The sequence below is a fragment of the Bradyrhizobium sp. UFLA06-06 genome, from assembly GCF_054820065.1.
In genome coordinates this window covers 78,618-102,352 of sequence record NZ_JADFUD010000003.1, presented here as the reverse complement: position 1 = coordinate 102,352, position 23,735 = coordinate 78,618, and the positions used below count along the sequence as shown (strand labels likewise).

Genomic DNA, 23,735 nt, shown 5'->3' with positions numbered 1-23,735 from the left:
AATGAGGACAAGATGACGGGGGCCGAGCGTGCGGCACTGCTCTCGCCGCTGATCGGCGAGCCGTGGGCCTGGCAGTCCCGCAACTGCTGGGATTTCGCCTGTCATGTGCAGCGCGAGCTGTTCGGTCGCGAGCTGCCACAAATCGCGGTGCCGGCCGATTTCAGCCGGCGCTGGGTGCTCGAGGAGATTGCCGGCCATCCGGAGCGCGCGCGCTGGCGCCAGGTGCTGGACGGCCCTGGCGGCCTGGTGGCGGCCGCTGACGGCGCGCTGGTCCTGATGGCCCATGCGCGGTTTCCCGCGCATATCGGCGTCTGGCTGCGCCAGGAGGGCCGGGTGATCCATTGTGACGGCAAGGCAGGCGTCGCCTGCGAGACCGTCCTGGCGCTGCGCCAGGTGGGTTGGAAAAGCCTTATGTTCTTCGAGCCGGTGACATGCACGGATCTGTGAAACGATTGCCCAAGCCGCCAGCGCGCTCGCCGGAGCGTCCTCGAGCTCGTCGCGAGCGCCGCAGCGACGCCGCGCGTCAGCCGGTGCTGCATCTGGTGATGCCTGGCCTCGAGGTCGCTCGCGCCGAGCCGCGGCCGAGGGAGACCGTCACGGCCTTCCTGCGGCGGACAGGCTGGGCAACGCGCGATCGGGCTTTCGGCTGGCAGTTCAAGAAAGGCCTGCCGACCGTGCTCGAGATCAACGGCGCGGCCGTGCTGCGCAGGGATTGGCGATCGCGCCGCATCGGGCCGGCCGACGCGGTCCGCTTCATGTCCTATCCGCTCGGCGGCGGCCAGGGCGGCGGCAATGCGGTCAAGCAGGTGATCGGCCTGGTCGCGCTGGTCGCGGTCTCGGCCTTCGCGATCTGGGCCGGTCCCGCACTGTTCGGCGCCGGCACGTTTGGCGCGCTCGCGACGACGGCCGCGATCGGCATCGGCGGCTCACTGCTGGTCAACGCCCTGGTGGCACCAAAGGCCGGCGCGACCAATACGCCGACAGCTACGCAGGACCAGATTTACTCGGTCGCGGCGCAGGGCAATGTCGCCAAGCTCGGCCAGCCCTTGCCGGTCTGGTATGGCCGCGTAAAGGACTATCCGGATTTCGCGGCGACGCCCTGGGGCGAGTTCGTTGCCAACGATCAATACCTCAACGTCCTGCTGTCGCCGACCATGGGCAGCATGCAATACGAGGCCGTCTATATCGACGATACCGTGTTCTGGGACGCGACCAACGGGATTGCGGCGGCATTCAGCGACGCGCAGATCGCGTTCTATGAGCCTGGCAACCCGGTGACGCTGTTTCCGACCAACGTCGACCAGTCGGCCGAGGTCAGCGGTCAACAGCTGCCATCGGGAACCGGCACGTCAGGCGGCCAATTCGACGCGAACGGCAACGGTTTCGGCGCCTCGGCGCGGTCGCCTGGTGACTGGATCGGGCCGTTCGCCGCCAACCCGGCGGGGACGCTGGCGCAATCCCTGGCCGTCGATTTCGTCTTTGCCGCCGGCTGCTACACGGTGAACGGCAAAGATGGATCTATCGGCTATTCCAATGTCGGCCTGACGGCGGAATATGCGACGTGCGACAACGCCGGCGCGCGGACCGGACCTTTCGTCACGCTGTTTTCGATCGTGCGGCAGTACGCCTCGCAGGCGCCGGTTCGCGACAGCGTCAAGGTCGACGTCGCGCCTGGTCGGTATCTTGTCCGGTTTCGCCGCGAGGACGCCGAGCTCGCCGGGACGGCCGGCAGTAACTCGGTGCTCTGGGCAGGCCTGCGCTCGTTCCTGAAAGGAAACAATTCGTTCGCCGACGTCTCGACGATCGCGATCCGGTTGAAGGCCTCACAGTCGACGCAGGGCTCCTACAAGTTCGGCGTGCTCGGCACGCGCAAGGTCCCGGTTTGGACCGGCGCGGCGTTTTTCACGCAGGCAACCCGCAACCCGGCATGGGCGTTTCTGGACGCGGTGACGAGCGGGCAATATGGATCTGGACTGTCGATCGCCAAGGTCGACTTTAATGCCGTCGTGGCTCATGCGGCCGGCTGCGATGCGCGCGGCGACACGTTCGATTATCGGTTTACGACGGCCGTCGCCGTGCCTGATGCGCTGAACAAGATCCTCGCGCCGTCTCGCGCGCAGCATTTCTGGCTCGGCGATACCGTGTCGATCGTCCGCGACGAGTGGCGCGACGTGCCGACCATGCTCCTGACCGATCGCGAGATCGTGCGGGATTCGATGCAGGTCAGTTTCACCATGCTCGGCGAGGAAGATCCTGACGCCGTCGTGGTCGAATATGTCGACGAAAGCACATGGCGGCCGGCGCAGGTGCAATATCCGCCGGACAGCGACGCGTTCACGTCAGTCAATGCTGAGACCAAGCGCGTCGACGGCGTCGTCAACCGGGACCAGGCGTTTCGCGAATGCGCGTTCTATTACCTGCAGTCGATCTATCGGCGCGAGAATGTCGCGCTCGGTTCGGAATATGAGGGCAGGGCGATCACGCGCGGATCTGTCGTCAGGGTGCAATCCGACCTGCCGGAAAACTATGGTTACGCCGGCGCGGTCGTCGGCGTCGCCGGCGCGACGCTGACGCTCAAGCCGGCGCCGGTCTGGGATCGCGGGCCGTTCTATATCCGTTTGCGGAAACCCAACGGGAAATTCTTTGGGCCGGTGCTGTGCAGCCGCGGCGTCGACGATGGGCATGCCGTTCTCGATGCCGCCAGCCTGGCAGCCGCCGAGGCCGCGCAGGCAACCACGCTGCCGGCCGTCCTGGCGCGCGCGGATGGCGCGGACGATCCGTCATTCGATCTCGGCACGGGTGTAAGCCAGTCGCGGCTGTGCGTAGTCCTGGACGGCTCGCCGAGCGGCGACCAGTTCACGCTCAACATGGTGGTTGATGACGAGCGGGTTCATGCGACGGATCTCGGCAATCCGCCGGTGCTGCCGAGCGCGCAATATCCGTCAAACGACAAGGTCCCGCTGGTGTTCGGCCTCAATGCCTACATCAGCCAGGGCACGGCCGAGCCGCGGCTGTTCGCGAGCTGGTTTCCGACCGCGGGCGCGATCTACTACGTCGCCGGCGTCTCCTATGACGAGGGCAAGAATTGGACGCAGGTCTATGAGGCGGCCGAAAACCAGTTCGATACGGTCGTTAGCCTGGCCGCGGTCCGGCTGCGCGTCCAGGCGGTCAACGCGACCATGCGCGGGGCCTATTCGACGGTCGACCTCGAGGCGCCGACCGTCAAGCTGTCGCCGGGAATGGTCACGCTCGAGTCGTTCAATGCGGCCCTGAAAAAGCAGGTCGCGGAGGTCACCGACCAGAATAACGACGAGATCAATGCCGCCCTGCAGCTGATCTCGTCGATCGCCGCCAACCAGGACGCGCGCAACTGGCTCGACAAAAAGTCTCTGCGCTCGGAAATGTCAGCCCGCGTCGGCGCCGCCTTCGCGCAGATCGCCACTGTCCAGACCGTAGCCGTCGACGCGCAGCAGGCCGTCGCGGATCTCGAGACGACTGTCACGGCCGAGTTTGGCGACGTCAATGCGTCGATCGACGAGCATTCGACCGCGATCGCGACGCTGGACGGTTACGCCGCAGCGGCCTGGTCGCTGAGACTGACCGTCAACGGCTATGTGACAGGCATTCAGCTGGTGAATGGCGGCGCCGGCACGTCCGCAATTACGTTCGTTGCCGATAAATTCCAGGTGCAGCTGCCGGGCGTGAACGGTGGCGCGGCGGTGCCGGTCTGGACGATCGGCACGATCAACGGCGTCGCGTCGATTGGCTTTACCGGCAACATGTATCTGGACGGCACGGTTACGGCGCGCATGATGAACATCGGCGTATTGAGCGCGATCACGGCCAATGTTGGCACGCTGACGGCCGGCGTCATCCAGAGCTCGGACGGTAAGATGGTTATCAACCTGACGGCCGGCACGCTGATTATTTCGGAGTGACCGGACAATGGCGGTCCGGATCTATGTCGATGCCTCTCGCGTCACAGTGTCGAAGTCGGGATTTGACGCGCAGTTTCCGCCGGCCGTCGACTACAAATACCTGTCGCTGGACAGTCGGCTGAACCAGGGCAGGCCGCTCGAGGTCGGCCTCATTCCGGCTTACACGTTTCTGAGCGGCGCGAAAGTGTTTTACTCCGGCAGCTACCCCACGCCGCCAGCTGTGGACATTGTCCCCTATAGCATCACGTCAGGGGTTGCGGGATACGGGCAGACGCTCGTCATGCGGGACGCCAACAGCTCAACCGCTATTCAGCGATCGCCCTTCGCCGTGTTGTGCGCGAGGGATGGCTTTACTCCGGATGACTCCGGCCTGGTGTTCGCCCGATACTCTCGGCTGCATGGGTTGGCGTTCAACCTGTTCTATATCGCCTGGAAGGTCTGGTAAGTGGCTCGCCGCTTCTTGATGGGCCTGCATCCGAGCCTCGGGCAATATGGCGCCTGGCTTTCCGTGCCCGGCGTCGACGTCGTTACGGCGACTGCTGCAGCGCAGTTCCTGCTGAAATCGGACGTCAAGAACGAGCAGGTCATCATGTCGGGCAGCATCTTCCTGCCGGCGCTGAGCGGCGATGTTGCGGTACCGTATCCGGCGACGCTGCCGCAGAATCCGTTCGTCGCGTTCCGGACCTACATCGACTCCGGAGTGGTGTCGTATCCCTACCGCCTGGACATGGCGGTGCCGCGGGACATGACCATAGGGGGCACGGTGTTTTATGAGATCTCGAACGGCTTTCGCATCCAAAACAACCAGATGATTTTCAACAACTCGCTGTCCGAGTCCTACGGCATTTATGTCGATTACATGATCTTCAATCGGAGCCTCGGGTGACGCAGCGGGTTTTTATGCAGGGCGGACCGAGCGCCAGGCTGGTGGTCAGCAAGCCGGGCGTGGATGCGGCCCTCGCCAACCTGGACCAGACGGTTTTCGATTCCCGCTGGTCCGGTCACCAGTTCTATTTGAGCGGCACGCTGGACAGCATCAACGACAGCACCGCTCAATTGAATTTCGGAGAGACGCTCGACGCGCCGCCGTTCATGCTGGGTTATTGCGATCCGAGCATTCTTCTAAACCCTGGCACGCAATATCTGCAGTGCGAAGCCTACCGCGGCGGCGGCACTGATTTCTGGATCTACGCGGCCGTGACGACCTCGGCCATCGTGTTTCGGTTCAAGTTCGGCAACCAGCAGGGGCGGCTCTATTTCTCGCTGTTCAGGAGGATCGCGGGATGACCGGGGTAACACTCGACGCGGCATGGGCCGTGCCTGGCTATACGCCGGAGACCGTCGGCGGGCAGGCGGTCGCGGTCAGTCCGGAGGCCGTGACGGTCACGGTCGAGGAGCCGGAGGCGGTCAATAAGACCAAGACGCTCATCCGGCACGACGAGACCGGATTCATAACGCAGGTCATTCTCGACGCGGCGCGGCCGATGGACGAAATCGCCAAGTCGTTCACGGAGGCCGGCATCGATCACATTCTCTATGACGGGCCTGTCGATATCACAGAGGCTTATGTCGACCTGTCGACTGATCCGCCGGAGATCCGACCTAAGCCGGAGGTTGTCGTCAGTGGCGAGATCCGGCCGGTCAAGGCGGACGGCGTCGATGCGCTGCATTTGACGGTCCAGCCGGAAGCATTCACGGTCTATGTGTGGTTTGAGAACAGGCTGGTGCATCAGGCGGACGTGACCGATGGAAACGTCGAGTTCGCGAGCGACCAGGCCGGCACGTTCCGCGTAACCATCGTTGCTCCGCAGCCGTACAAGGTCGGCGCTTTCGAGGTTGTCGCGCAATGAAAATCAGCATCTCGCCGCTGGTCCAGGAGAAGAAACGCGCAGAGCGCCGGATCAATACGTTCCTGATGGTCGACGGTCACGACGTCGCGCATTCGCGCAAGCATATGCTGGCGCTATCAGTCCAGGGCGGTGCCGCGCCGACCGCAGAATTTGAAGAGGCGGCGCGGATCGAGGGCAAGACGGCGCAGGAGCTCGCGGCTGTGATCCTCGCTAAGCCTGACGATCTCATGGTGAAGGAAAACAGGCGCAGGGGCCTCGTCGTGGCTGTGCGCAATGCGCAGACCTTGGAGGAGCTGACCAAGATCCTCGCGGATAACAACGTTCCCGCGCATTACGAGGACCAGCGGCTCGCGCTGCTGCCGTAGGCTCAACACTCAACCAACCAAACAAACTGCATTCGAGGGGTTTCTCGAGATGACGGCACTTGCCAGCTATTCAACCGGGACGGTTTCCGTCGCGTCCGGCGGTACGATTGTTTCCGGTTCAGCGACGATCTGGTCGGGCACGAACGTTCGGCCTGGCGACGTCCTGCAGATCGGCAATTTTCAGACGATCATCGCCGATGTTACCGACCCGACGCATCTCGTCATTCCGCCGTGGGGCGGCGGCGCGCAGGCCGGCGTCGCTTATGTCGTCTGGAAAATGTCGCCGCAGCGCATCGCCGGCGCGCAAGCTATGGCCGATGTTTCGGCGCTCGTCGCGGCGTTGAACACGTCTGGCTTTTTCTGGTTCGTCGACGCGGCGCTCGCTGCGCCTGATCCCTCGCTCGGCTCTGACGGCCAATTCGCGCTGCAGCCATCGACCGGGAAAATGTGGGTTCACGCCGCCGGCGCGTGGTCCTACCTCGGGATTTACCGGGGTCTCGGCATCCCCGCGCCTTACGACAACGCCAAAGCCTACAACCTGATGGACGTCGCCACGATCGGCGGATCTTCCTACGTCTGGATCAACGCGGCCTCGAGCTCCGGTCATGCGCCGCCTGATCCGACCTATTGGGCGCTGCTCGCCAGCAAGGGAGATACCGGCCCACCGGGGCCGCTGCCGTGGCTGCAAACGGCGACATGGGCGACGGGGCAAAACTACGTTGCTGGCCCTCCGGCGAGCGTCGTGGTGCATCCAATCAATAAGAACATCTATCAGTGCCTCGTCGCTCACGTATCGGGAACGTTCGCGACCGATGTTGCGGCGGGTAAATGGCGGTTGATCGGTCAGAGCGCGGCCGAGGGCACCAGCACGAGCTCGATCACGATCGGCGCCGGCAGCATCGGGTTTACGACGCAGACGGATCTGTCATACCAGAACGGCGTTCGCCTTCGTGCTTCGTCCAACGCCAACATTGGCAACTGGCAAGAGGGTGTCTGCACTTACGATCCGTCGACCGGCGCTCTGCTCATGTTCAGAGATAAGTTTGCCGGCGCCGGCACGTTCAACGATTGGAATTTCAACCGGGTTGGTCAGCCCGGCGCCGGCGACTTGTCATCGACCGCTAACCTGTCCGACTTGACCAATAAGCCTGCTGCGATCGTCAACCTCGGCATCCCTGGTCTGATGCTCGGCCATCTGTCCGGATTGAAGATCACGTCGCCGGGCGCTGTGTCGACGTTCAGCGTCAGTGCCGGTATCGCTTGCGATCGAAACGCGGGTGACATGATCGTCCTCAGTGCGACGCTGACCAAATCAAGTTCGGCATGGGCGGCTGGCAACAATAACGGTTGCCTCGATACCGGAGCGCTTGCGAACGGCTTCTACCATGTCTTCGTGATAAAGAATCCGACGACTTCGACCGTCGAGGTGCTCATGTCGAAGAACGCAACCGCGCCGACGATGCCTGCCGGATATACGTTGTTCCGTCGCATTGGCGTCGTGTGGTTCAATAGCGGTGTCAATTTCTCGGCGCTTTTGCAGCGGGGCAGGGAATTTTTCTGGCCCGGTTCAGCGCTGGATATAAGCGCGACGATCGGAACGACGTTGCAGACCTTTGCGCTCGCCAGTTGTCCGACTGGCATTAGGGTGCAAGCTCTGGTGAACATCATTGCGTGGAACGCGACGCAGAACACCGTCTGGTGGACGCACGAAACCGGCCTTACCGACAACGCGCCTAGCTATTCGGTCGGCGGGAACGGTTTGGAAGCATCAACCGCCACTTCCGGCAACGCAAACGACTTGCGCATTTGGACCGATACATCAGCGCAGATCGCCGCGCGATCATCCAATGCGGGCACGTCTTACCGCTGCTTTACGCGCGGTTGGTTCGATCCGTTGGAGGGATGAAGCAGATGGGATTTGTACAGCGAAACAGCGATGGCGCCATCGTTGGATGGTTCGCCTGCGAGCAGCCCGCGCCGATGGTGACCGAGCTGGTCGCCGACGATGACCCGGCGGTGATTGCGTTCCTCAATCCGCCGGCGGCGGTGCCCTCGGCCTGCACCAAGCTCGGCCTGAAACGGGCCTTTGACGAGCTTGGCACATGGGCCGCGGTCAAGGCCGCGATCGCGGCTGACGCGAACGTCCAGGAGGAATGGGATCTCGCGACCGAAATCCGGCGCGCAGATCCTCTGGTGCAGCACATGATCGCGGTCGTCGGCCTCTCCGACGGACAAGTCGACCAACTGCTCATCCGTGCTAACGCCTTGGTCTGACGCCTAGTTTACCGTTAGAGCGGATATTCGAGCAGCGCTAACTCATGTCATCTTTTGATGCTGCCTGGCGTTATAGGCCTCGCGCTTCCCAGTAGGTGGGCGTCCCGTAGTACTGGTGCGTGCGCGTTTCCCAGTCTCGATCCTGCCAGGAGTCGTCGCTGAATTCAGGCGCATCCCTCAGCTGTTGCTCGGTGATGTTGGTTCGAAAACCATTGAGCGAGGTATCAAATTTCAGAGCGGCCCATGGAATGGGATAATGGCTGTGGCCCAAGCCGACAAACCCGCCAAAGCTCATGACGGCGTAAGCGACGCGACCTGACATCTTGTCGATGATGAGGTGATCGATCTCACCGATGTTCTTTCCATCTGCTCCGTAAACCTCGGTACCCTGAATGTCCTCGCTTGAGATGCAATGATGATCCGGATGGGCTGTTGCGCGTGCCATGGCTTTCGCTTCCCTTTGCAAGTGAGTTTAGTTGATTCAACTCGACTACTAGCCGGGGCGTTCCTGACACGGAGAACATTTCACGGCGCGACCAAGGGATTTATTGCGGGCAGGGTGCGTCCGTGCGCGCACACGCGCTGGCTTTAGCTCCGCCTTTGACTGTCAACCTGAAAGTAAAAGCGAACGACCATCACGGGGCCGTCGTCGTCGCGGACCGAGATCTCCATATGCTCAGCATTGCTGCCGGTGGTTGAGGCCAATGCATCTCGGGCCATGCCGCCCAGCGATCGCGCGGCCTCGTTCTGCGCCGCTCCCAAATCTCTGAGATCCTGGCCTTCTTCATCAATGGCGATGCCGCGTTCGTCTTTGAGGTCGAAGTAATATCGAGGCATTGGATGCCACTCGACTGTTATTTCGAGACTTCAAAGCGATTGCCCGAAATAGGTTCCTAACAAGCTGTTTTATCAAGGGAACTTACGCGCTGCGTATCTGAGAACTAGGAACTCTCCCGAGTGACTAGTCAATTGTCGACTGGCCGCCACGCTTCTTCATTCCACAAAGGGACTAACACGATGACCAACGCAGCCATTTCTGCGAGCGCTATCGATTTGCACGGGATCTCCCGTGCGGCGTTTGACTTGATCGTCAGCGCCGAGGTTACCGGCGAGGCCTGGTATTCAAAGCATCTGCGCTGGCCGACCTGGCCCGGCGAACAGTCCGGCGTGACGATCGGCTGTGGCTATGACGTCGGCCAGACGACGCGGCAGCAGTTCCTGGCGGATTGGTCGGGCAAGATCCCGGATGCGATGTTGAAGGCGCTGGCGAAGTGCTGCGGCGTTACGGGGCAGGCCGCTGAAAAGCTGGCGCGCAAGCTGCGCGGCGTCGTCGATATCTCGTGGGACGTCGCGCTCGAGGTGTTCTCGATCCATGACATTCCGCGCTATCTGGCGATCTGCCGGCGGCTGTTGCCGGGCCTCGACGAGCTCTCGCCGGATTGCCTCGGCGTCATCCTCTCGATCGCCTTCAACCGCGACGCCGGCGGCTTCAATAAGCCGGGCTCTCGCTGGTCGGAGATGCGCCAGATCAAGGCCGCGATCGGCAGCGGCGAGCTCGCCAAGATCCCTGGCCTGATCCGGTCGATGAAACGGCTCTGGCCTGACAGCAAGGGGCTGCGCATCCGGCGTGACGACGAGGCAGCGCTATTCGAGCGCGGCCTCGCAACGTCGCATCCGCATGAGCACGCCAAGCTCGCGACGACGCCGGCGCCGGTCGATCCGGACGCCGTCGCGTATGTCCAGGGCCGGCTGCGCGAGCTCGGCTATTACGACGTCGGCCAGGTCGACGGCGAGCAGTCGCCGCAGGGCCGGACCGAGGGGATGATCCTGGCCTATCGCAACGCGCGCGGCTTGCCGCTGACGCCGGCGATCGACGACGAGCTGATCGCCGAGCTCGGCAAGCCGCAGGCGCCGCGGCCGGTCGCCGAGATGCGGGCGAGCGCGACCGTGGAGGATCTCCGCGACGAGGGCTCGCAGACTATTGCGCTGACCGACCAGGCCAAGCGTTGGGCCGGCAAGATCTTCGGCGGCGCGACCGGGCTGGGTAGCGGCGGAATGCTCGCCTGGGTGACCGATCGGGCGACGCAGGTCTCGGCCGCAAAGGATGCGGTCGGCGGCCTAGGCCTGACGCCCGGCGCGATCCAGGCGATCGCGATCGGCGTCGCCGCCCTGGTCGTCGTCGCCGGCGCCGGCGTCCTGGTCTGGTTCGTGGCTAGCCAGCTCGAGCAGCGCCGCCTGGCTGACTACCGCGCGGGGAAACACGCATGAGCTGGATCGTCGCAATCCTCGTGCGCCTGGCGGGCCTCGCCGGCGTGAACCTCTCGCCCTTTGCCGCCGGCGCGCTGTTCGCCGGCTGCCTGGCTGTCGTCGCCGGCAGCGCTGCGATCGTCGGAGGCGCGCATCTCTACAATGCCGGCTTTGGCTCGGCCGAGGCCAAATGCGAGGCGGCGCAGGTCGCCGAGCAGAATGCGCAATTGCAGGCGCGCCTGGCCGAGAGGGATCGCCAGCTCGTTTTCGCCAACGCCCTGCAGCAGCGCGACGCCAAGCGCGCCGCCGCGGCCGAGGCTCAACTCAGTTCTAACCAGGGGGCAATCGATGCAACGCCGGCTAATCCTAACAAGTGTTTTACTCGCGACATGTCTCGCCGGGTGCGTGGCGTCAGGTAGCGTCGACAAGCTGCAGCCTCCGCCTCCGGACGCGCCGAACATTCCGCCGATGCCGGCGGACGTCGCGGCCTGCGAGCGCGCGCCGGTCGATACGCCGGATCGCGATCTCGACGCCGGCGAGATCGAGCGGCTCTGGAAAACCGACCGCGCGGCGCTGGCAAAGGTCAATGCCTGCCTGCGTCGCGCCGTCTGCCAATACCAGGACGTCCGCGAGGGCATCGGCCGCGTTGAGGCCGTCGCCTGCGACAGCTCGGCGCCGGCGGAAAAGCCGGCGTCTCGGTTCGGCCTGTTCAAGCGAAAGAAGGCGAAATGAGCGGCGACGAAACAGCCAGCGTAAATGCTGCCTTGCTTCAAATGGCCGCCAAGATCGGCGGGCTCGAGTCGACCGTCTCGACGCTGCTGCAGACCTGGCAGCGGATGGAAGAGAAGGCCTCGGAGGGCCGGAAGGATCTGCATCAAAAGGTTGAGGCGCTGCGGGCCGACGTCACGACGATGGGCGCGCAGATCTCGACGGCGACCAAGGACATCGCCGAGATGAAGCCGACCGTCCAGGCCGTCCAGAACGTTCGCGTCCAGGCGGATGGCGTCAGAAACGTCAGCCGCTGGCTCTATTGGGCCGCGGTCGGTTTGACCGGCGGCGTCGTCTGGGTCGTGAACAACTTCGTCGACATTCACATCAAGCACTGATGTTCATGCGCGATCGCTCCTCCTAATCTGGGTCTTGATCGAAACCTTTAGGAAGGCGAGGGATCCGTCCGTCATCAGCCTTATTGCAGGCGGGACAGGGCGCGCCGGCGCCGCCGCAAGTGCACGCGTGCGGACCGGTCCAGGGCTGGTCCTGATGGTTCTCACACACCCATCTTGTATCGTCGCACAAGATGCAGCGAGGCTTGCTCATAGATCTTCTCGCACGCCACGAAAGAATGGGTGCCGCACCTTGCCCTCGGCGGATTTTGCGCGGTACTCGATCTCGGCCAGCACCTTCGGCTCAACCCAGATCGCCTTGTGTGCGATGCGCTTGGTGTAGGGCTGCGTCTTTCGGATCAGCGGCGTCAGGCGTTTGCGGAGATCGGCGGCCGACGCCTTGTCAAAGCCGTGGTCGACCTTGCCGGCGTAGATCAGCTCGTCGCCCTTGCGTCGGCCGACATAGATGCCGTCCCAGTCATTGCCGTCGAGCGCAAAGCCCGCGATGGTCAGGGTCTCGCGCTGGGCGCATGTTTTCTTGACCCAGTCCCGGCTGCGGGTACCGGTCGGATAGACACTGTTTGCCACCTTCGACACCACGCCCTCGTACCCGAGCTTGCAGGCGTGGGTGAACATCTTGGGGCCGTCGACCTCGAAGCTTTCGCTGAACTGGATAGCGGTGCCGGCGATCAGCTTTTTGAGCACTGCCTTGCGCTCGACCAGCGGCAGCTTCCGGAGATCACGACCATTGAGGTACAACAGGTCGAAGGCCACCATCACGATCCTGGTCGACTTGCCCCGCAGCTCGTTCTGCAGCACGGAGAAGTCGGTCGTGCCGTCTGCCGAGGGAACGACGATCTCGCCGTCGATGATGGCTGACGATGCGGAAATGTGCCAGGCGTCGTCGGCAACCTTCTTGAAGCGCCTGGTCCAGTCGTTGCCGCGCCGGGTGTAGATCTTCACCTCGTCATGGGCGATGTGGGTTTGAATCCGATAGCCGTCGAACTTGATCTCGTGAATCCAGCGTGTGCCGCGCGGGACTTTATCGATCGGCGATGCCAGGGCCGGCGTGATGAAGCCGGGAAAGATCGCCTTGGTCCCGATCGCCTCGGGCTTCCTACGCTGAAACGCCACAACGCCACTCCACAAACAAAGAGCTGATTCAAACTGGCGCAATCGCAATCGTTCCGCGACAGCTCCGCAAATGGAGCGGTCGATCATAACCAGAGTTGGCCAACATCAACAGGGAGGCCGCGATGGCAAAGAAGGTGAAGAAGCAGACCGCGCGCGGTCGCAAGCAGGACCGGGCGCGCGTCGCCGGCGGTCAGGACTACGAGGTGAGCTATGAAGCGAAGAAGACCGGCAAGTCGGCCGCATCGGTGCAGAAGGCCGTCAAGAAGGTCGGCACCAGCCGGAAGCGGGTTGAGCGGCGGCTCGGGTCGGCGATGAAAAAGTCATTAGGAACGACACCTTCGCAGCGTCGTTAGCAGTGTGCCGCCCACGGCAGAGCGGCATGGACGAGTGGAACGTGCCCCGGCTCTTGCCCCCGAAGACCCGGGGCACAGTCGCGTTCATTTTCATTGGGACAGTCGCTTTGGACAGGAAAAAGCGGCAATTTGTCTCTCCGAGATTCACACGAGTTATTTCCGGGACCGGACGTTGTTGGGATGATCTGGTAACAGGGCGCGCGATTCTCATTTCGTGTTGTTTCAGCCCTAGAACAACGACCGCTGCTTCTCGGTGGACAGCGGCTCGGCGATTTGGCTTGGCCCCAGCATGATCCGGATGCTGGGGCCGCTTTCTTCAGACTGGAGTGAGGGGGCCTTTGCTGCCCCTCGCAGTTGAAGTCGTCACCAATCGGTTCTTAGTTGATACCGATGCTTCAATCTAAACGTCGTGGCTCCCGCGGCGTGCTGGATTCGGTTGAGATCGGCGCCGTCCCTGACCGTCGCATGAAGTCTCCAGTCAGCGTTCGATGGAATAACTTCCACATGGCACACATATTCACCGCCGGGAAAACAGCGAATTTCGCGCAGCGCGATCAACTCCAGGTCCTTCACCGATATTGGCGTTCTCATGCCGTCTAAGCCTTGCCGCCCACGTTGCCTTGAACGGTAACTGATCAGGCCGCTTGGGCTAACCGAGCGAGATCAGCCTGCAGCCGTTCCAGGTTGCGCTTCTCTTCTTCGATCCTTTTCGCGAACGTCTCCCGGTCCTGTTCCGATTCGGCTGTGTCCAACAAAAACAGATAGTGACTGATTACCTTCTGGCTTCCACGTATCAGAAATTGTGTCGTGCTCATGGTAGGGCACCTTCCGATCGACCGGCAGTGCCAGGTGGTGGCCGTTCATGGACGAGAGGGGGAATGTCAGCGGCCAGATTTTCCATCGCCGACGATTCCTCGGACAGACGTCGTTCGATGAAGTTGCGCTCAAGGTCGCTCAGCTGTGTGCTGAGTAGCCATCGATACCGCTGGATGTTGTTGCGATGCGCCCGAAGCTGTTCGAGCTGGCGGTCGATGACCTCGCGCTTTTCTTTTGTCGAGAACTGCCGGGCGCCCCAGCGGGCTTCGATCCTGTCCACAATGTGTTTCGGAAGGTTGATGTCGTTCATGTCACCCTCCTAAGCGGCGAGCGGACGCGCGGTTGAGCGAAGACGACGGGGTCTACCTCCCGGCGGATGATGAGGATCGCTGTCGAGACGGCATAGGGCGTCGAGAATAGCCTCGAGCCTGACCGGTGATCGTAGATCCCGTGGTGCCCGTAAGCCGGGACGGCACGGAACCGCGGCAGCGTCAGACGCCCATGACGCCAAGAGAGCGCGTTTTTCTTCCGTGGTCAGGGACAGATCAGCCAGGACATCTCGGGGATGACTAAACCGCGCCTCTTTGCGGTCAGAAACATACAAGGAAATCACGTTCGCGGTCGTCGGCCGCATGTTTGCCTCCGTTCAAAGACGAGAATGAATGATTGAAGCCGCGTGCGGCAGATCCGGACGCGGCTTCGCGGCTGTCAGGCTGCAGCGGACTCAAGCTGTCGCGGCCGGCTCGGCTGCGAGTTGATCGCGATCCGCCGCGGCTTCATGGCTTCCGGAATTTCGCGCGCCAGCTCGATCTTGAGTAGACCGTTGTCAAACGCGGCATCCTTCACCAGAACATGGTCGGCCAGGCTAAATTGCCGTCTGAATCGGCGAGTCGAGATGCCTTGATAGAGGTAATCCCGGTCAGCTTTTTCGACCTTGTTGCCTTCGATCGTCAGGACGTTCTGCTCGGCGGTAACGGAGATCTCGTCCGGCGCGAAGCCGGCGACCGCGAGCGCGATCTGGTAGCGGTCATCCGAAAGTCGTTCGATATTGTAGGGCGGGTAGTTGTCTTCGGTGGCTCGCTGGGCCGTTTCGGCCAGGTCGAAGAGGCGATCGAATCCAATTGTCGACCGGAACAGGGGAGAGAAGTCGTATGTGCGCATAGCCAAATCCTCCAAAGAGCAAGATGGGTATGAGAAGCACCGGACACGACCGGTGCCCGTTTGCCTGGACCCGATTGGGCGTCCAGGGCGCCGGCCCTCCTTAACGGATGACCCGCGCGCAAATGGAATTAGAACGCGATTTGGCGGTGTCAAGAACATCCAAGAAAAAAATTATACAACGGATATCGGCCTTTCCACTGCTCAGGACGGCGGTATTTTTTCAGCGGACTGCGTAGGAACGAAGCGGTTACGCTGGCATTGATCGCCCGGTTCGGTGCCGTACCGCTACCGGCACTGAAACGCCCAGACACACTGGCCCCAGCTTCCACGGTCGCTGGGGCCGCTTCTTGTCAGGCGAACAGTGCGATCGATTGCTTCGTCGAAGCTCGGCCGTTTGCGCCAGCAGGACGCCAAAAAATAGGAACTAACCGGCCGAGTGCAAGTTTTGGCGTGAAGGTAATCATGGCAACTCGGCCTCGGCGCGCTTGACCGCGCTGGGGCCGTTTTCGGTCGCTGACATCATTGCCTGCTCACATCAGCGGCCAAACCAAAAGGGCGACGAGCGCCACAAATGACGCCGCCGCCCCGGAGACAAAGGCGATCTCAATGCCGTCGAGGTGATGGTAGTTCGCCTGCATGGTAACCCCTCCTAGATGGGGACCCGTGGGCCGGCTGACATCAGCCATTCCGTCAAATGCGCGGTAATCTCTTCCTCCCGCGCCTTCCTCAACAATATCTCACGCTCTCGACCGGGGGGAAGTTTCTTCGCCCGTCGGCGAAGCTCTTGGGCTTCTCTGGAAAGGCGCTCTTCAAGTGGGAAAACCTGTTTGACCCGGCGTCGTCGCTTCATGGCTCCTCTCTCCAACGCTGACGATTTCTGCCCCAAAAACAGCAAAAATCCCGAAAAGGAGAAAAGTTCCGGTGTCCTTGGCTCTCGGACGATCGCAAAAAGCGGCCCCAGCACCCTGGGGGCCTAGAGGCCGGTGCTGGGGCCTTGTGCGACGCTGCGAGAGAGGCGCCGCCCGCGCCCATCATGATGTTAGTTGGTCATCGCGGCAAGCAACTAAAGGTCCAATAGGGTTGCCGTGCATGCCTAAGCGGCCGACTGATCCTCGTCCGGTAGACGCTGGCATCAGGGAAGCAGTTCTTTGCCCGGCTGCAGCATCCTCACGAACGTCCCGCTCTCGTGGTACTCGAGCCAGCCCTGATCCTTGGCGTACTGCAAGCCGGCCCAGTATTCAGCTGGCGTCGCCTTGTCCTGATAGATCATTGGGTAGTTGATCTTCTCGATGTAGATCCTGCCGTCCTGCACCGGCTCGAACGCTCGGGCGTGCTCCATGATCCTGCGTGCGGCTTTCTCGGGGTCGGAGTAGGGGCGATCACCCACGTATTTCATTTCTCATCTTGGGTTGCTTGGGCAGTACGGAGGCGATTCTCCATTCGTTATAGTCGTAGAGCCCGGCCCAGTGATGAACAAGCTTTCCGCATTGCCGGCATGCGAACGTCCCGGACGTATTGGTCTCGGTTGCGCTGCGTTCCTGGATCGCTGAATAGACGATGCCGCAGCCGATACAGGTGAAATGAACGGTGACGGGAGGCGCCATAATGCCTCTGAACAACCGAGCCGGGTCAGCGTTCCTAAAGGATGTCCGAATTCGCCCCCTTTAGGCGCGTCTCTTGGGATCATCCTGGCGCGGCTTCTCCGCGCCCGCGCAGCGGCGGTCTTCCTTCATCTTCATCGTCGAATTCAGCGCCTTTGCGCAGCGTAGATGTGAGGGGTGTGAATCTGGCTTTCGGCCGGACGGTGGCTATCAAACGTCGCGCCGCAGGGACAGCGCATCAGCGACGACGGCTGTTGAGAAGGCAGCTTTCCGCCGCGGTCCCACATGGCCTGCTTGCGCGCGATCCAGTCGCGATGATCGCGCCAGGCCTGGAAGTCCGCCTCTGTCAGGGTCGGCAGCAACTCGCCCCATGCAGCCTCGAACCCCGCGCGTGCGTCGTCGAACGTCGCGGCGGGGCCGCGGGTCGACCGAGCGCAGCCGGGATAGAAGCCGCATTTCCATTCCCATTGGTCGGCGTGGTTCGGCACGCCGGCGCGCAGCCCGATCGACCCGACGCGGACGTCGCCATGGAAGACGTTCCATTTCTCCCGGGCGGCTTCCTTGTCGCGCCGCCGCATCAGCTCGGTCACGGCGTATCCCCGATCGGACAGCGCTGCCACAGCTGCAGCAGCTCCGCGGCCGGCCGCTTGCCCGCCGTGCTGCACTTCACACAGCGCAGGCGGCCGGTCAGGTCATGCACGTGGGTTGTAGTCACATGTCGCAGGGCGGCCAGGTCGACCGCGCGCGGCGTCTTGCACCGGCTGCACCGGATCTCGAGCCACGGATAGCCGGCGTTGATGGCCTGGTCGATCGAGGGCGACGGGTCGGCCGGGCCGCCGTCGGCCCACATCTTCTCGTTCCAGCTCTGGCAGAGCAGCTCGTCGGCCTCGCGGATCAGCGCCTCGCCGGCGGCGCGCTTCTCGGCCGACCGCGTGGCGAGGATCGTCGTCACAGCCCGGGCGCGTGCCAGCCCCTTGGTCAGTGCCTTGCGGTCGCCGCCGGAGAGAGGGGTAGGGTGGTGTTTGGGGGCCATTGCGTATGATCGCGCCGAATCCCGCGCGGGAGAAGCCGCTACGACTTGGGAGCCCTGCCAGGCGCGCGACTAGCCATTGGTCAAGCTGTTGCCGCCACCAGATGCAGCGGCGCCGGAACCTGCATTCCAGGCGCCAGCGCGATCAGTTCGATGTATTTGCGTTTCAAATCGAGCCCGTGCCCATCGCCGTATTTGGGCTTCTTGGTGTCGTGGCCCATCAGCTCGTCCTTCAGCTCGTCGGGCGTCTCGACGCTGCGCAGCCGATCCTTGAAGCCGTGCCGCAGCGAATAGAGCGTGTGGGCCTCGGTCTCGCGCAGGCCGTGGTCGGAGAAATAGGCGTTCACCGCAGCCGAGAGCGTGTCGCCCTTGTCGCGGTAGTGCGGGAAGCCATCGGGAAACTGCCGCATAGCCTCGAGTGAGATCCCGACCAGCGGAATATCGCGATCGGAGAATGCCGTCTTAAGGACGCGATCGTCCGGCCGCACACGGATGAACGGAATCGGCGCGTCGAGCACAATGTGCTTGCGGCGCAGATTGATGATCTCGCTCGGCCGAGCGCCCGTGTTGATCATCACCATGACCACGGCGCGTTCCTCGTCGTTCATGGTCTCAAGGGCGCCGGCCGCCAGGAGGCGGTTGACGATCCACCATGGCGAAAAAGGTGGCCGAGGCCGCGACGCCTCACCCTCGAGCCTGGCGCCAGCGAACACGCGATCCAGATTGAGCCGGTGCCGCTTGGAGACGGCCGACAACATGCCAGTGATGTGCGTCAGGTTGCGATTGGCAGTCGCGGCCAGGACTTCGCCGTCGACAACCCGCTCGGTCCAGTGGTCGGTATATTTCAGCGCGTCGTCGCGCGTCAGCCGCGTGATGGCCTTGTCGCCGACGACGGTAATCAGCAGCTCGATCGCGCGTTTCTTGCCGTTCTTCCATTTCTTGAACTGGCCAGGTGACATCCTGGCGATCGTCGTTTTTTTGGCGATCTCGAATTCGTCGCATAGGCCGGATAGCATGATTTCCGGCAGGTCGACTCCGCCGAGGGTCGCCGCCGTCGTGGCGGGGTCATGCCGCCGATCGCCCACTGCGAGTGCGTCAATCCGGCGGAGGATCTCGGCAAGGGTTTCCTTGGCGACGTCGTCAACCGGCCTGTAGGTCAACTGCAAGGCTTGTGCCCGCTGCCGGGCCTCCTCAAGGGCGACGATAGCCTCCCGGCTTTCCTGGCCCGCGGCCGCTCTCCAGGACGCCTCCAGATCGATATTGAGCTGGTCAGCGACCCGGCCGGCGCGGATGCCCGACCGATCGTCTGCAATGCGGATTTTCGTCGACTGCTTGACGATCCCGCGCGGATCGACCGCGGCGAATTCGGGCGGCACCCGACGGACGAAATGCCAGTACCCGTTTCGCTTGGTAAGACGCTCCGGCATCGGACCCTGTTGGACGTTTTGTTGCACGCCAGCATCGGAGGAGTGACGGCCGGAAGTCAATAAATTACGAATAATCCCGAGATATCAACAGCATCACCGGATAGCTCTCTCGCGCCGCTAGGGAGCGCCATCACGGCCAAAGTGAAGACTCCACAAAATCAGACGTTTAAGCGCCGAGATTGACATTTTCGGCGCATCAGCCAGTCGATCTCGCGACGACAGTTCTATCGGCACCTTTGGGAAGTGACCCCCAAGCGCGGCGATCGCCGCACCTGGGGCCGGAACGGTCTTGGTAAACTGGCGGCGCTTGTCTCCTCTGCCGTCAGAGGCCGGCAATTGCCGCAAGCTGCTTCTTGATTGGGGCTTACGATTGCGATTGGCGCTGCTCGGAGCACGACGTCAGGCCAGACTTTTCGGGCTGCTGCGCGACTGTGAGAATCGCTGGATCAATTTCGTCTGGAAATAATCCACACGACGATGGGCCAGCTCGGCTCATTTCGTAATGCCAATTGGTAAATTGGATTGGCAGGATCGTCCGGGATGGGTTTCATCCGAAGCGGGGATGCCATCAAGTTGATCACCTCGCGGTTGCCCCACCCCCCACAAGCGATCGACTCGGCGTTCGCCTTGTCAGATAACAGCCTTAGCGATTCCGGAGTGAAGCGCCAAAAGTCCTTCGGCGCCGCGTGAATGCCATTGACGAAACAGGTCGTGTGACAGACGTAGCCGCCGGGCTTCACAACTCTGATTGATTCAGAGAATGCTTTTTGGGGATCTCCCTCGACGTGTTCGAGAACCTGGTCCGAGACACAGAAGTCAAAAGTGCCGCTCTCGAATGGCAAATCTATGAAGTTGGCATCAGGATAGCTGACCTCCGTGTATTTCGTTTTGGTCAGCCCCAGCTCAACACCGAGTCCCTTCGATCCGGATATCGACAGGCAAGTTTTTTCGTTTCCGTCATATTCCGATAGAGCGCGATGGAGCGCTTTGTACATCGCGAGGCGCGTGATCCACCACGTCTTTGGACCAGGCGCATCAAGAGCGTGTTCGTAAAGTTGCCGAATGGTGGTTGGCGAGAGACCGTCCATTGTTTTTCCTTTGAAGGTGGCACACTACCGTATTGCAAATATCGAACTGAGCCCCAGCAAACGGAAAAGAGACGCCCGCTCCCTTCAAAAGAAAACAGCATACGCACCACGATCAATCCGATCAAGTGCGGCGCTTAGCTATTCGAGATTTGCTGTGGCCCAAGCCGCGCGGACTCGCCACCAAACGGAGAGGGCCAAGGTCGCTTCATCAATTGAGTTCGTTGCCAAGACTGCGTCCTTGATGAGCGACGATGTGACTATCGCGCGAACGCTGGCGGCATTTACGGCAACGACGTCACCGCAGCACTTGGCCACAGCCAGGCAGCCGCGCTCCGCTTGGTATCAAGCCATGCAGCAGATCAGCCAAGTCAGCCAGGATGTCACTTGCGGAGTCCGAACCGACTTCGAAATCCAGATTTGCGACGGCGCCGTGCCGCGCTGGCAGGTGTGAACAATCCCGAGATCGCTGCAATCCGCCTCTCTTTCGCAACCCTTTGTAAAGCCAACGGCGATACGGCTGGGCCCGGGATGATGTGATGGCTCCAGGGACCAGGAAGCGCGAAACGCGCAAATCGCTGCGGCAATCCGGCTGGATCACGCTCGACGGCGGATTCGCCGCGCGGCCCTGCGTGGTCGAGGACATGTCTTCGTCGGGCGCCAAGATCACGGTCCAGGACAACAACACGCTGCCGGCCAAGCTGCGGCTGGCGTTCTCGCGCGACGCCCGCACCGGGCGCGCCTGCGAAGTGGTGTGGCGCGAGGGCAGGACGTTCGGCGTCAAGTTCGTGCGGTAGAGATTGATCCGAAAAAGTGGATCCGGTTTCCGAGCAGATCATGCTCAAGAAAGAAGCAAGCTCATGCCGCAATTCTGCCCGATCGCATCATGAGCTAGCCTCATCCGGTGGTGCAGGATAAAAGGGCGAATGCGCAAGACCTGCTTCGCCATCATCGCCGTCCTGCTTCCCGCCGCTGCGTTCGCCCAGCAGGGCGACCGCCGCAGTTTCCAGACGCCCGCTGACGCCGGCAAAACCTTGCCGTCGAAATCCGCGACGCGGAGCAATCCTTGCGCGTCGTACGGACCGGGCTTCGTCAAGGTCGAGGGCGCCGACACCTGCGTGAAGCTCGGCGGCGGCATCAGCGTCGATGGCGGGATGTCCGGCCGCGGACGGTGAGCGGTTTGCCGCCCGCGCTCACGACATCGGCGGCGCGATGAAGCGCACGAAGGCCGGCCGGCCTGCGATCTCACCGAACCAGCGTTCGAGATTGGGCAGCTTCGGCTTGCTGACGCCCTCGACACCGAGCCAGCGCCGCGCAAAGGCGCCGAGCGCGATGTCGGCGATCGTGAAATGGTCGCCCTCGATGAAGCGGCGCCGTGCAAGCTGCGTCTCGACGACGCGCCACACCACGCCCTCGGCATCGGCGTCCTTCTGGATCTGCACCATGTCGCGCTTCTCCGGCGGCGTGCGCACCAGCCCCCAGAACACCGGCCGGTCGACCGGCTGCAGCGTCGACTGCGTCCAGTCGAGCCAGCGGTCGACGGCGGCGCGCGCCTTCGGCGCTTGCGGATAGAGCGGCGCGCCCTGACCATAGGCCATGCAGAGATAGCGCATCACCGAATTGGATTCCCACAGCACATAGTCGCCGTCGACCAGCGTCGGGACGCGGCCATTCGGATTCATCGCGAGATAGTCGGGCTGATCGTTCTTGCCGAACTGCATGCCGGCATCGATGCGCTGATAGGGGAGGTCGAGCTCGGCGAGACACCAGAGCACCTTCTGCACGTTGACCGAGTTGGCCCGGCCCCAGATCGTCAGTTGCGGCTTGCTGTCCATCACGCGATTCTTCCCGCTGTTGTGCTTTGCGCGCGTTCATAGCTGAAGCGTCAGGGAAAAGCGCGGGGTGAATTGTACCGAGAGCAAAAAAAGAGGCTCCGCCGCATCGCGGCAGAGCCTCGCTGATAGCTATGCATCAAGACGCCGTCAGTGACCGAACAACAACCACAACACGATGATCACCGGGATCGGCACACCCAACAGCCAAAGCAAAATTCCTCTTCCCATCGTTGCCTCCTCGCATGCTTGTAAGGAGGCAACGTCAACGATCGTGTCGCGTTCCTCGCGATCGCCCGGCGGTTCAGCTAGGGCGAAACATCGACAGGAACGCGGATGCGGGCGCGGTGTTTACCAGTGGCCGGTGTTCGGCATCGACGCCCACGGCTCGGCCGGGGCCTTCGGCTCGCCTTTTTGCAGGATCTCGATCGAGTGCAGGTCGGGCGAACGCACGAATGCCATGTTGCCGTCGCGCGGCGGACGATTGATGGTGACGCCCATCTTCATCAGCTTCTCGCAGGTCGCGTAGATGTCGTCGACCTCGTAGGCGAGATGGCCGAAATGGCGGTCCTCGCCGTATTTCTCCTCGTCCCAATTGTAGGTCAGCTCGACCAGCGGCGCGCCGCGGGTCTGCGGCAGGGACTTGAGCAGATGCAGGTCTTCCTCCGCGCAGAGAAACAACAGCGTGAAGCGGCCCTTCTCATTGTCGATGCGGCGCACTTCCTTCAGCCCCAGCGCGTCCTGATAGAATTTCATCGCGACATCGAGATTGCGGACGCGCAGCATGGTGTGCAGATAACGCATTTTTTTATCCTCCTGCAGATTCAGAGATTTTGTTTGGGCTCGGGCGAGACGGGGCAAGAAATAGCAGCAAAACGCGGCGCGGGGCAGGGGTTTGCGCGACTTTTGCCGACCGCATTTCGCCTTTGCATGCTCACGCCTTCGCGAGCGCTGGCTCCCGTTGCGCCGCGCGATCACGCAGCCAGGTATGGACGGGACGCGCCGCGACACGCTTGCGCAGCAAGCGGATGCAAGAAAGCCCCGCCCAGCAAAATTTCTGGGACGGGGCTTGTGGTCGAGCCTTGGAGGCGCGGCCTCTATCGCACCGATTGCCGATCACGGCCAATCAAGGACGCGCGAGGTTGGACGTCCTCTAAAGCGCAAAACCCCGCGAGTGGGCTCGCGAGGTCTGATGCCGACCGGCCTTGGGGAGATCGTGCCGGCAACCGGGCATACAATGTCGCTGCACGCGGAAAGTTCCTGGGGCCGGAAAATAGAAAGCCCCGCAGGCTGGATGCGGGGCTTTCCCAGCTGACGGACTGGGGATCTCTCAGGGCGTGAGCCGTCAACTGTTGGAGACCAAACTTAAGGTTGAATTTATAAAATGCAACAGCGCCGCGTAGACGGAGTATGTTCGTCCCACAGCGCTGCGCCGGATGCTGGGCCCTGAAATCCCCAGCGCCCTTTATGTCTTCGCGCCGTACAAAAGGTTCAAAGAAGGACCCCGCGAGGGGGATTC

30 protein-coding genes are annotated in these 23,735 nt (G+C 62.3%); 17 read left to right on the top strand and 13 right to left on the bottom strand.

What is annotated here, in order from left to right:
• The first annotated feature begins 12 nt into the window (after nucleotides 1–12).
• The 9 genes from IF803_RS03610 to IF803_RS03570 all read left to right on the top strand — a co-directional run bounded on the left by IF803_RS03610 (nucleotide 13) and on the right by IF803_RS03570 (nucleotide 8,427).
• Nucleotides 13–447 (top strand): hypothetical protein, encoded by a 435-nt coding sequence (locus IF803_RS03610; RefSeq protein WP_461191287.1) that lies wholly within the window; start codon nucleotides 13–15, stop codon nucleotides 445–447.
• The gene (locus IF803_RS03605) at nucleotides 432–3,938 is read left to right on the top strand and encodes a host specificity factor TipJ family phage tail protein (protein WP_461191286.1); all 3,507 of its coding nucleotides are present in this window, start codon (nucleotides 432–434) and stop codon (nucleotides 3,936–3,938) included. The genes IF803_RS03610 and IF803_RS03605 overlap by 16 nt, the downstream gene beginning before the upstream one ends.
• A 7-nt stretch (nucleotides 3,939–3,945) precedes the next feature.
• Complete coding sequence (locus tag IF803_RS03600) at nucleotides 3,946–4,383, top strand: hypothetical protein (RefSeq protein WP_461191285.1); 438 nt, start codon at nucleotides 3,946–3,948, stop codon at nucleotides 4,381–4,383.
• Nucleotides 4,384–4,824 (top strand): hypothetical protein, encoded by a 441-nt coding sequence (locus tag IF803_RS03595; RefSeq protein WP_461191284.1) that lies wholly within the window; start codon nucleotides 4,384–4,386, stop codon nucleotides 4,822–4,824.
• Entirely contained in the window at nucleotides 4,821–5,225 is a 405-nt protein-coding gene (locus IF803_RS03590; protein ID WP_461191283.1) for a hypothetical protein, read from the top strand. Before IF803_RS03595 ends, IF803_RS03590 begins: the two co-directional genes overlap by 4 nt.
• Complete coding sequence (locus tag IF803_RS03585) at nucleotides 5,222–5,788, top strand: hypothetical protein (protein ID WP_461191282.1); 567 nt, start codon at nucleotides 5,222–5,224, stop codon at nucleotides 5,786–5,788. The genes IF803_RS03590 and IF803_RS03585 overlap by 4 nt, the downstream gene beginning before the upstream one ends.
• Entirely contained in the window at nucleotides 5,785–6,153 is a 369-nt protein-coding gene (locus IF803_RS03580; RefSeq protein WP_461191281.1) for a hypothetical protein, read from the top strand. Before IF803_RS03585 ends, IF803_RS03580 begins: the two co-directional genes overlap by 4 nt.
• Nucleotides 6,154–6,202: 49 nt before the next feature.
• A complete protein-coding gene (locus IF803_RS03575) occupies nucleotides 6,203–8,059 on the top strand; it encodes a hypothetical protein (protein ID WP_461191280.1) in 1,857 nt (618 codons plus the stop codon).
• 74 nt (nucleotides 8,060–8,133) lie between these two features.
• Complete coding sequence (locus IF803_RS03570; protein WP_461191279.1) at nucleotides 8,134–8,427, top strand: hypothetical protein; 294 nt, start codon at nucleotides 8,134–8,136, stop codon at nucleotides 8,425–8,427.
• A gap of 70 nt (nucleotides 8,428–8,497) precedes the next feature.
• On the opposite strand, the gene IF803_RS03565 is transcribed toward IF803_RS03570, so the two are convergent.
• Together IF803_RS03565 and IF803_RS03560 are read right to left on the bottom strand one after the other, a co-directional pair.
• Entirely contained in the window at nucleotides 8,498–8,872 is a 375-nt protein-coding gene (locus IF803_RS03565) for a PRC-barrel domain-containing protein (RefSeq protein ID WP_038381056.1), read from the bottom strand.
• Nucleotides 8,873–9,015: 143 nt separating this feature from the next.
• Nucleotides 9,016–9,264, bottom strand: a complete 249-nt coding sequence (locus IF803_RS03560; protein ID WP_038381057.1) for a DUF6894 family protein — start codon at nucleotides 9,262–9,264, stop codon at nucleotides 9,016–9,018.
• Nucleotides 9,265–9,444: 180 nt separating this feature from the next.
• Between IF803_RS03560 and IF803_RS03555 the strand changes: the two genes are divergently transcribed.
• Genes IF803_RS03555 through IF803_RS03540 form a run of 4 tightly spaced genes read left to right on the top strand, consistent with a single transcriptional unit; the run spans nucleotide 9,445 to nucleotide 11,780 of the window.
• Complete coding sequence (locus IF803_RS03555) at nucleotides 9,445–10,695, top strand: peptidoglycan-binding protein (protein ID WP_461191278.1); 1,251 nt, start codon at nucleotides 9,445–9,447, stop codon at nucleotides 10,693–10,695.
• A complete protein-coding gene (locus IF803_RS03550; RefSeq protein WP_461191277.1) occupies nucleotides 10,692–11,093 on the top strand; it encodes a hypothetical protein in 402 nt (133 codons plus the stop codon). The genes IF803_RS03555 and IF803_RS03550 overlap by 4 nt, the downstream gene beginning before the upstream one ends.
• Nucleotides 11,080–11,406 carry a hypothetical protein gene (locus tag IF803_RS03545; RefSeq protein WP_461191276.1) on the top strand — a complete coding sequence of 109 codons (327 nt, stop codon included), beginning with the start codon at nucleotides 11,080–11,082 and terminating at the stop codon, nucleotides 11,404–11,406. Before IF803_RS03550 ends, IF803_RS03545 begins: the two co-directional genes overlap by 14 nt.
• A complete protein-coding gene (locus IF803_RS03540) occupies nucleotides 11,403–11,780 on the top strand; it encodes a DUF1515 family protein (protein ID WP_038380920.1) in 378 nt (125 codons plus the stop codon). The genes IF803_RS03545 and IF803_RS03540 overlap by 4 nt, the downstream gene beginning before the upstream one ends.
• Nucleotides 11,781–11,987: 207 nt before the next feature.
• On the opposite strand, the gene ligD is transcribed toward IF803_RS03540, so the two are convergent.
• Nucleotides 11,988–12,911 carry a non-homologous end-joining DNA ligase gene (gene ligD, locus IF803_RS03535; RefSeq protein ID WP_461191275.1) on the bottom strand — a complete coding sequence of 308 codons (924 nt, stop codon included), beginning with the start codon at nucleotides 12,909–12,911 and terminating at the stop codon, nucleotides 11,988–11,990.
• A 122-nt stretch (nucleotides 12,912–13,033) separates the two neighbouring features.
• On the opposite strand from ligD, the gene IF803_RS03530 reads away from it, so the two are divergent.
• Nucleotides 13,034–13,264: a DUF3606 domain-containing protein gene (locus tag IF803_RS03530; protein ID WP_304495890.1), complete on the top strand. Its 231-nt coding sequence runs from the start codon at nucleotides 13,034–13,036 to the stop codon at nucleotides 13,262–13,264.
• 635 nt (nucleotides 13,265–13,899) lie between these two features.
• Here IF803_RS03530 and IF803_RS03525 read toward each other — a convergent pair.
• The 8 genes from IF803_RS03525 to IF803_RS03490 form a co-directional block, all read right to left on the bottom strand.
• Nucleotides 13,900–14,079 (bottom strand): hypothetical protein, encoded by a 180-nt coding sequence (locus IF803_RS03525; RefSeq protein ID WP_461191274.1) that lies wholly within the window; start codon nucleotides 14,077–14,079, stop codon nucleotides 13,900–13,902.
• A complete protein-coding gene (locus tag IF803_RS03520; RefSeq protein WP_461191273.1) occupies nucleotides 14,076–14,390 on the bottom strand; it encodes a hypothetical protein in 315 nt (104 codons plus the stop codon). Before IF803_RS03520 ends, IF803_RS03525 begins: the two co-directional genes overlap by 4 nt.
• Before the next feature lie 398 nt (nucleotides 14,391–14,788).
• Nucleotides 14,789–15,241 carry an Hsp20 family protein gene (locus IF803_RS03515; protein WP_304495893.1) on the bottom strand — a complete coding sequence of 151 codons (453 nt, stop codon included), beginning with the start codon at nucleotides 15,239–15,241 and terminating at the stop codon, nucleotides 14,789–14,791.
• 1,132 nt (nucleotides 15,242–16,373) lie between these two features.
• Entirely contained in the window at nucleotides 16,374–16,637 is a 264-nt protein-coding gene (locus tag IF803_RS03510; protein ID WP_304495895.1) for a hypothetical protein, read from the bottom strand.
• A gap of 351 nt (nucleotides 16,638–16,988) precedes the next feature.
• On the bottom strand, nucleotides 16,989–17,432 hold the full coding sequence (locus tag IF803_RS03505; RefSeq protein ID WP_461191272.1) for a hypothetical protein: 444 nt from the start codon (nucleotides 17,430–17,432) through the stop codon (nucleotides 16,989–16,991).
• Nucleotides 17,429–17,875, bottom strand: a complete 447-nt coding sequence (locus tag IF803_RS03500; protein WP_461191271.1) for a hypothetical protein — start codon at nucleotides 17,873–17,875, stop codon at nucleotides 17,429–17,431. Before IF803_RS03500 ends, IF803_RS03505 begins: the two co-directional genes overlap by 4 nt.
• Before the next feature lie 80 nt (nucleotides 17,876–17,955).
• Nucleotides 17,956–19,299 (bottom strand): molecular chaperone, encoded by a 1,344-nt coding sequence (locus IF803_RS03495; protein ID WP_461191270.1) that lies wholly within the window; start codon nucleotides 19,297–19,299, stop codon nucleotides 17,956–17,958.
• A gap of 446 nt (nucleotides 19,300–19,745) precedes the next feature.
• Entirely contained in the window at nucleotides 19,746–20,387 is a 642-nt protein-coding gene (locus IF803_RS03490) for a methyltransferase domain-containing protein (RefSeq protein WP_411781072.1), read from the bottom strand.
• 241 nt (nucleotides 20,388–20,628) lie between these two features.
• Here IF803_RS03490 and IF803_RS03485 point away from each other — a divergent pair, with 241 nt between their 5' ends.
• From IF803_RS03485 to IF803_RS03475, 3 genes are all read left to right on the top strand, one after another.
• Nucleotides 20,629–20,838, top strand: a complete 210-nt coding sequence (locus IF803_RS03485; RefSeq protein ID WP_461191269.1) for a hypothetical protein — start codon at nucleotides 20,629–20,631, stop codon at nucleotides 20,836–20,838.
• Nucleotides 20,839–20,923: 85 nt separating this feature from the next.
• The gene (locus IF803_RS03480) at nucleotides 20,924–21,181 is read left to right on the top strand and encodes a PilZ domain-containing protein (protein WP_018271493.1); all 258 of its coding nucleotides are present in this window, start codon (nucleotides 20,924–20,926) and stop codon (nucleotides 21,179–21,181) included.
• A gap of 129 nt (nucleotides 21,182–21,310) precedes the next feature.
• Complete coding sequence (locus IF803_RS03475; RefSeq protein ID WP_035632019.1) at nucleotides 21,311–21,559, top strand: hypothetical protein; 249 nt, start codon at nucleotides 21,311–21,313, stop codon at nucleotides 21,557–21,559.
• Between the two features lie 18 nt (nucleotides 21,560–21,577).
• Here the strand turns inward: IF803_RS03475 and IF803_RS03470 are convergent, their stop codons facing one another.
• Together IF803_RS03470 and IF803_RS03465 are read right to left on the bottom strand one after the other, a co-directional pair.
• Nucleotides 21,578–22,219: a glutathione S-transferase family protein gene (locus IF803_RS03470; RefSeq protein ID WP_461191388.1), complete on the bottom strand. Its 642-nt coding sequence runs from the start codon at nucleotides 22,217–22,219 to the stop codon at nucleotides 21,578–21,580.
• A 348-nt stretch (nucleotides 22,220–22,567) separates the two neighbouring features.
• Nucleotides 22,568–23,020 carry a VOC family protein gene (locus IF803_RS03465; RefSeq protein WP_028342102.1) on the bottom strand — a complete coding sequence of 151 codons (453 nt, stop codon included), beginning with the start codon at nucleotides 23,018–23,020 and terminating at the stop codon, nucleotides 22,568–22,570.
• Nucleotides 23,021–23,735 lie beyond the last annotated feature (715 nt).